The sequence below is a fragment of the Pelosinus propionicus DSM 13327 genome (assembly GCF_900114615.1).
GTDB lineage: Bacteria > Bacillota > Negativicutes > DSM-13327 > DSM-13327 > Pelosinus > Pelosinus propionicus.
In genome coordinates this window covers 25,841-32,150 of the sequence record NZ_FOTS01000056.1, presented here as the reverse complement: position 1 = coordinate 32,150, position 6,310 = coordinate 25,841, and the positions used below count along the sequence as shown (strand labels likewise).

At 35.4% G+C, this 6,310-nt stretch carries 10 protein-coding genes and 1 pseudogene; 5 read left to right on the top strand and 6 right to left on the bottom strand.

Annotated features, from left to right (window positions below; all coding sequences use genetic code 11):
• Window positions 1–239 (top strand): annotated as a pseudogene (locus tag BMZ99_RS21700) (IS110 family transposase); the annotation flags it as partial.
• Window positions 240–441: 202 nt separating this feature from the next.
• On the opposite strand, the gene BMZ99_RS21695 reads toward BMZ99_RS21700, so the two are convergent.
• The 5 genes from BMZ99_RS21695 to BMZ99_RS21675 form a co-directional block, all read right to left on the bottom strand.
• Window positions 442–1,077 carry a hypothetical protein gene (locus tag BMZ99_RS21695; RefSeq protein ID WP_139214815.1) on the bottom strand — a complete coding sequence of 212 codons (636 nt, stop codon included), beginning with the start codon at window positions 1,075–1,077 and terminating at the stop codon, window positions 442–444.
• A gap of 35 nt (window positions 1,078–1,112) precedes the next feature.
• Window positions 1,113–1,610 carry a type I restriction endonuclease gene (locus BMZ99_RS21690; protein ID WP_090942815.1) on the bottom strand — a complete coding sequence of 166 codons (498 nt, stop codon included), beginning with the start codon at window positions 1,608–1,610 and terminating at the stop codon, window positions 1,113–1,115.
• Between the two features lie 59 nt (window positions 1,611–1,669).
• Window positions 1,670–2,713 carry an SAP domain-containing protein gene (locus tag BMZ99_RS21685; RefSeq protein ID WP_090942812.1) on the bottom strand — a complete coding sequence of 348 codons (1,044 nt, stop codon included), beginning with the start codon at window positions 2,711–2,713 and terminating at the stop codon, window positions 1,670–1,672.
• Between the two features lie 20 nt (window positions 2,714–2,733).
• Window positions 2,734–3,156 carry an ImmA/IrrE family metallo-endopeptidase gene (locus BMZ99_RS21680; protein ID WP_245755100.1) on the bottom strand — a complete coding sequence of 141 codons (423 nt, stop codon included), beginning with the start codon at window positions 3,154–3,156 and terminating at the stop codon, window positions 2,734–2,736.
• A 166-nt stretch (window positions 3,157–3,322) separates the two neighbouring features.
• Window positions 3,323–3,733, bottom strand: coding sequence for a helix-turn-helix domain-containing protein (locus BMZ99_RS21675; protein ID WP_090942809.1), 411 nt, complete (start codon window positions 3,731–3,733; stop codon window positions 3,323–3,325).
• A 154-nt stretch (window positions 3,734–3,887) separates the two neighbouring features.
• Between BMZ99_RS21675 and BMZ99_RS21670 the strand changes: the two genes are divergently transcribed.
• Window positions 3,888–4,184, top strand: a complete 297-nt coding sequence (locus BMZ99_RS21670; RefSeq protein ID WP_090942806.1) for a hypothetical protein — start codon at window positions 3,888–3,890, stop codon at window positions 4,182–4,184.
• A 158-nt stretch (window positions 4,185–4,342) separates the two neighbouring features.
• On the opposite strand, the gene BMZ99_RS21665 is transcribed toward BMZ99_RS21670, so the two are convergent.
• Entirely contained in the window at window positions 4,343–4,867 is a 525-nt protein-coding gene (locus tag BMZ99_RS21665; protein WP_090942804.1) for a hypothetical protein, read from the bottom strand.
• Window positions 4,868–5,225: 358 nt separating this feature from the next.
• Between BMZ99_RS21665 and BMZ99_RS26545 the strand changes: the two genes are divergently transcribed.
• From BMZ99_RS26545 to BMZ99_RS21660, 3 genes are all read left to right on the top strand, one after another.
• Complete coding sequence (locus tag BMZ99_RS26545) at window positions 5,226–5,393, top strand: hypothetical protein (RefSeq protein WP_175490657.1); 168 nt, start codon at window positions 5,226–5,228, stop codon at window positions 5,391–5,393.
• 45 nt (window positions 5,394–5,438) lie between these two features.
• Window positions 5,439–5,567 (top strand): hypothetical protein, encoded by a 129-nt coding sequence (locus BMZ99_RS27465; RefSeq protein ID WP_281246856.1) that lies wholly within the window; start codon window positions 5,439–5,441, stop codon window positions 5,565–5,567.
• 94 nt (window positions 5,568–5,661) lie between these two features.
• Entirely contained in the window at window positions 5,662–6,123 is a 462-nt protein-coding gene (locus BMZ99_RS21660) for a helix-turn-helix domain-containing protein (protein ID WP_175490656.1), read from the top strand.
• Window positions 6,124–6,310: the final 187 nt, after the last annotated feature.

Genomic DNA, 6,310 nt, shown 5'->3' with positions numbered 1-6,310 from the left:
ACACCATCCTTTCAAAAGCTGGCAATACTTATCTCAGATACTATTTAATTGAAGCTACTAGCCATGTAAAGAATCATTTATCTGAATATGCAGCTTTTTACCAGAAGAAGTATGATGAAGTTAAAACTCATCAGCACAAACGCGCACTCGCACTTACTGCTCGTAAATTCATCCGGCTGATTTTTGGATTGCTGGCCAACCATCAGCTTTACTCTCCAAGTAGAGTAAGCCAAAGTTAATAGATCCCATTTATTTACTTTTTCTTCGGCTTGAAGAAGAGGCTTGTTTAGTGCACCCATTTTTTGCGGATTACTTACAAAACTTATTTTTTATGGGCTTGACATATTACCAGATTGCTTTTTTAGAATAAAGACACAGCCTGCCCCATTCAAATAATGGAGTAAGGTTGTGCTTATTTCTTTTCAGTCTAGATTATAATTGTCATTGCAAGCAAGAATTATTTTCTAAGCTAAGTTGCAAACTGGCAAGAATAAACTGCGCTATATTGCCGATATCAGCAGGGGAATTAAATGTAACGATGCTAGATTCACCTCTACTTGAGATCTTATAGTACGGACACATTTCATTAGCCACAGAGATATCAAGAAAAGAGCTAAAATGACATTGGTCACTTGATGTGAACCTTAAGAACTCATAATTATTAAATTTCAAAACAAGCTCATTAGGTAACAGTTTGAAGCTAAGCATTGATATGTCATGTTCATTGTTTTGTAAAATCTTTTCGATACGTGTAAAGACTCGTTGTTCGATATCATGCATTTCTGGCCTTAATTGTTCTTTTATTATTTCTATTGGTTGCTCTGAAACTACTTGGCAAGATAATGGCTCAATAGAGTGGGTGGGTTTAGGGGTATTTTTTATAGTCTTAGCTGTAGTAGGCTGCAATACTTCTTTACTAACTTCATTAAAAATTTCAGATAATGTTGATAGTAGAGATTCTTTTACCAAAGGGCGGTATCGTTCAATGGCTCCATTCGTTAATCGAATTTTACCAGTTTGTTTAATAATCAATCGAATAAACTCGTCAGAAGGGTCATTGAATAAATTTCTCAACACTTCTTGTATTGAAATTACAGAAGAGAGGTCTTCTGCTAGTTTTGTAATAACATTGTTCTCAATAAGGTTTTTTCTAAAGTGTGATAGCGTTTGTATATCTGTTTTTGTAATTGAAGAAAAATCAACTTGAAAAAAAACGGGGTCGTATCCATGATGTTTAGTTGCTTCACATCAGAGAAAAATTTATATTTAACGCCATCTGTTATAATGGCCAATTTTAATTCAGGAGTTGAATTAAAATAGCGACATAATTGAGCATTGTGATTATCAAGTCTACTACCGACAGACTTAGCCTCAATAAACATAATAATTTTGTTATTCTTCAATACTGCATAGTCAACTTTTTCGCCCTTTTTCTTTCCGAAGTCTGCCGTGTATTCAGGCTGGACTTCAAGTGGATTAAAAACATCAAAGCCCAGCAGTTGTATGAATGGAATTATCAATGAATGCTTAGTCATTTCCTCATTAGTAATATGGGTTTTCCGTTGCTGGATTTGAAGAGATAATGTTTGAACTTGTTCTTCAAAATTCATAATAACATCTCCTTTATATTAAATTTATATACTATTCCTTTTTAAGGAATAGACTATCATTACTTTAATGAAATTCCATTTCCTACTTTCTGAATATCCTTCATCAATAAATTATAGCTATGCTCAGCAGTATATAAGCTATTTTCCAAACTGATTTTAGAGATAGTTTCTATAAATAGATCCCAAAGTGCCTGTTCACCGAGAGCTAACTCTTTTTGGGTAGCAACTACGCGGGCTACAACACCTGGGGCTAAAAAACTCATTTTTTCAGAAACAGAACCAGAATCCATAAGGCCACTCAAATCTCTGTAGCAAACTTCCAGCAATAACTCTAATTCTCTCGCATGATTTCCCATATCACCGTAGATGATAGACATGCTTAAAATGGCATTTCTATATGAAATCCAGCGTTTATCCTGCTCATATTCATGTAGCTTTATAGTGAGCATTTCTAAGAATAGCTGATAATGATTTAATAGGGGATTCGTTTTCTTAAAATTATCAGCATCCATAACGGATATGCCTATATCATTTTGGTGTCTGTGAGAATACATAATATGCTGATTGTTTGCTAACATCTCAATGGCCTTATCAGTGCACTGAAAAAAAGATTTATTAAAATATGCAATAGAATCCTCTACAGGAGATTCATTTATTATCCGAGAGATCAATTCTTCCTTTTTCCCTGTAACTTTTAATCCCTTAGCTTTCAAGTAATCCTTTAATTCAGAGAGTTTGTATTTAGTCATGTTAAATTTATAATCAGATTCTTGTAAGTATCCATTATTAAATAGTTTCTCAAATACAACTTGATAATCTAAATTGTATTCATGAGTCCAATACCCCGCGATATTAGGATCTTTAATACTTTTACCATTTATATAATCTAAAAAAAGTATTTCGTAAGGCGTAAGAGGGGAGTAGTCTTTTTTCGAATTGATAATATTGTTTATATTTATGGCTTTTAATTTATTACTATGAATAATAGAAGAATCATCTGAACGTTTCATAGCTTCTTCAGTAAGCTTTCTATCCCGATCTGCATCGGCTTTTTCATATACTTCTTTTTTTAAAGCTCTTCTAAGTAAATCAAATAATCCCATGTGTCGTGCATCTCCTTTAATTATAACTTCCTATATCCAACTAGTTCCACAATCCCTTCCTCCCGTACATACCTGCCAAGATCATTATCATATTCAACCCTGCAAGCCTCTTCATCAAACAGTAGCTGCCATGCAAACTCATTAGCTTCACGTTCAAAGCGGCCAGGGGAGAAGAAGGTATGTTCGATCATAAAGTAGTAGCCCCAGCCTTTGTGGAGCAGGGCATGTCCTAATTCATGAGCACAAACTTGCCTTTGTATATGTTCAGGCAGAGAGCTATTGATTATAATAAATTTACGTCTTAGAACTTTATCATAAAAGCCCCGTACACCTGACTTTATAGGATAGGATATAACCGTAATATTTAATAAATCTGCTAATTCGAATGGATTTCTAGTATTATATTTCTTCATAAGATTTCGCACGCGGCGCGGTATGTTCATCTGCAACCTCCAGGAAAAGAAAACATATGTTCGACAATAAGCGACAAAATAAAACACGACATAAAAATGGCGTGTTTTTTATTTATGGAAAGTATGCTTTTATAGTTCGGATTACTGTCATATTCATTATTGCACCTCTATTATTAAGAGTCTTTTAATAATTAGGTTAAGATTCTGGTGTAGCTTTTTTTCTTTTGTTTAATTCTTTTGCTCGTTTATAGAGTTCAAATTCAACGATATGCATGATTTCTTTTTTAGCATCTTCGTCAATAGGGACACCGTCGAACATAATATCATGCTGCTCAAGGATTCTTTTTAGATCTTTGGGCTTTTTTGTTTCGTTGCTAGGTCGGATAGAATGTGGATCGTCAGTAAATCCAAGCAAATAATCACTTGTAGTTTCATAGCGTTCTGCTAGTTTTTCTAAGACTTTACTACGAGGCACCTTGCCACTAACTTCCCAATTGGATATTGCTTGCTTAGAGTAATTAAAAATAACCGCAAGAGATTCTTGGCTATCGCCATTCTCTTCGCGTAATTGTTTTATTCTTTTGGCAAAAATCATATTACCATTCAAAATATCACCACCTATCTACTTACATTATAGTAAACTTTTAATTTACTTACTACGTAAAATAAAAGTTTACAAAATACTATTGACGAAAACTAATAGTTTACAGTATAATTGAGTCAACTAAAAGATTACTTTGTAAAAGGAGGGATAATGCAATATGGCCCATATAGGTGATCTAATTCGCAAACAAAGAAATGAAATGAAAATGTCTGCTGAATATATCGCAAAACATCTTGCAAAACCAATGTCTAAGCAAGCTTTTGCTAAAAAAGAAAGAACAGGAAACTTTTCTTTTGAATTAGTAAAAGAGGTAGCAAAAATAATTGGTTGTAATATGGATATTTTTTTACCATCGAAGTCAACTAAAAGAGTTCAAACAGGTGATTTATTCGGTGATGATCAATCAGTAACGTTAACAATGCAAGAGATTCCTTTTAAGCCTAGAGCCAGCTAAATAAGTTAGACAATGCTACCGTATCCATAAAAGGTAAAGAAAAGGAGTGAGACTTATTTCAGAAGACATGCCTGCAACGTTATCGTTTAAGTAAGGGATAAAGTATATCAATTCCAGACTAACAAGAAAACTAGGCTGCAATATATCCAGTTAATCTTTTACAACGACTCGTTTGTAAGGACTGCTCCAACTATTTTGGCTAATAGTTCGCCAGATTGGTGGTACTGATCTTTCACTCTAAACTCTGTCTCATATGTTTCTGGAATCCAACTACCGTTTTGATATGAAAAACTGATTCGATAAACATAAGGCGCCTTGTTTTCTTTAAAGGTCTCAGTATTTTCTGCCATCTCTTTTGTATCAAAAGCAGGGCTAACCAATACGTACATCTTGTAAATTAGATAGGCAGTATATGGTGTTGTTAGTGAATCCGTTTTCGTTACATCGTATGAGTAATCTGGCAGAGCAACACATTTACTTTTTCTCCAGCCGGCTGGTACGTTGGGAGATAAATCTCCAGGAACATAGTAAACCAGCACTCTAGGGTCATCTGTATAACCATCTATATGTTTTTTAACTAAGTCTTGAAAAGAGGATTTTATTGATTGCTCATCAGATTCTGCAAAAGCAAAATTGCTTGAAAAAGCAAAGAGTAAGCAAAATAAAAACAGTATTTTTTTCATAATTGGTTATCCCTTCGTATTTAGAATCTTAAGTCGTTTAAGGAGGTGAGACATATAACTCCTTTCACGGTCAACAATTCGACAAAAGGAAGATAATTCCTGTATTAATTTGTAAATCAAAGTAATTTAAGGAGTTGAGAAAAATAGACTCTAAAAAATTTCATATCGATCTTAATCAATTAGAAGCGATCATGAAAAATGCAAATGAAAACGTTCAACATCGAGCTGGACAAGCCCAATTACTTGCATATGTTAATGTCTTTCCTAATGGAAAACAGGAACTGGTATTTGAGCAGCCTTGCATTTATCGGGATGGAGTTTCTAAATTTCACAGAGTTGCGGAGAGGGAGGTGGCAACATGCCAATCACACAATCTACAGAAAAATGTAAGGTAGGCCGTCAAGTTATAACGTATGTACGAATACATGAACCCGCTGAAGATGATGATGAAAGGAAAATGAACGCCATAAAAATTGCTCTTAAGAGTAATCCACCTGTTAAAGATGAGAACTTGGAAGCAGGCTGATCATTTAAGTTCAACTAGCATCTACTAAAAGAAGGGAGTGAACCTATGATCGTTATCAAAAATATTCGTTTTGGTATAACCGAATCAAAGACTGTAGCCCAAAATGAGGAGGATGACAAACTCTGGGTTTTAGTGGTTGGTGGTATGGTGCTTGTGGCTATTGCCCTAATCTAAAAAAAGAGCCTGTCCAGATAGACAGGCTGAGTGGGGGTGAGAACGTAAGGAGTGTCCTCTTAGCTCATTATCTCATAGAGAGGGGGTGAAATCAGTGTTTAGTGAAACACGAAAACTTCGTAAAAAGTCCCAAGATGTAGTAGCAAGCGAGTGTGGGATTGACCGAAAACGGTACATGAAAATTGAGAACAATCGTGCGCTGCCAGACCCACATGAATTAATAGCCATTGATCAATTTTTGAAGCAAGACGGAAAGTTAATCATGAACTATTGCAGCTGCCATTGTCCCGCTGGGAAGGCGATCGGTCTTTCTTACGAGAGAATGGAGCCGGTATTGGCAGGTATGAAGGTTATGAAATTCCTAAGTGATGCTGAGAATACGAGAACGGAACTTGAAGATATCCTTGCAGATGGAGTCATAGATGAGCATGAACACTCTCGATTTAGAGTTATCTGTGAAACCTATGATAAGTTAAAGAATGCTCTTATATCCTTGGGAATGCATAAAGAAAAAGTCACCTGCGTTGGCGCGCAAGCGACTTTAAGGTCTAACTAAAATTTTTCACCATTATTGTACCATGTGCGGTACATAGTGGTCAATTCGGAGGAAACGGTAATGAGTAAAATTACTGCGAAATACTGGTGCCGTTTGGCATATCTCATAGGGGTTGAGGTTAGCAGGAAGAAGGTGCTGCAACATGAGCAACATCCAGCCGCTAACTAGCTGCGTAGCTTGCAAAGTA

Bases quoted from the DNA above. Each gene is read 5' to 3' on its own strand.
- BMZ99_RS21670 (WP_090942806.1), top strand. From the start codon at position 3,888: ATGGCCCATATAGGTGATCTAATTCGCAAACAAAGAAATGAAATGAAA.
- BMZ99_RS21680 (WP_245755100.1), bottom strand. From the start codon at position 3,156: ATGAACATACCGCGCCGCGTGCGAAATCTTATGAAGAAATATAATACT.
- BMZ99_RS21690 (WP_090942815.1), bottom strand. From the start codon at position 1,610: ATGAATTTTGAAGAACAAGTTCAAACATTATCTCTTCAAATCCAGCAA.
- BMZ99_RS21665 (WP_090942804.1), bottom strand. From the start codon at position 4,867: ATGAAAAAAATACTGTTTTTATTTTGCTTACTCTTTGCTTTTTCAAGC.
- BMZ99_RS26545 (WP_175490657.1), top strand. From the start codon at position 5,226: ATGCCAATCACACAATCTACAGAAAAATGTAAGGTAGGCCGTCAAGTT.
- BMZ99_RS21685 (WP_090942812.1), bottom strand. From the start codon at position 2,713: ATGGGATTATTTGATTTACTTAGAAGAGCTTTAAAAAAAGAAGTATAT.
- BMZ99_RS27465 (WP_281246856.1), top strand. From the start codon at position 5,439: ATGATCGTTATCAAAAATATTCGTTTTGGTATAACCGAATCAAAGACT.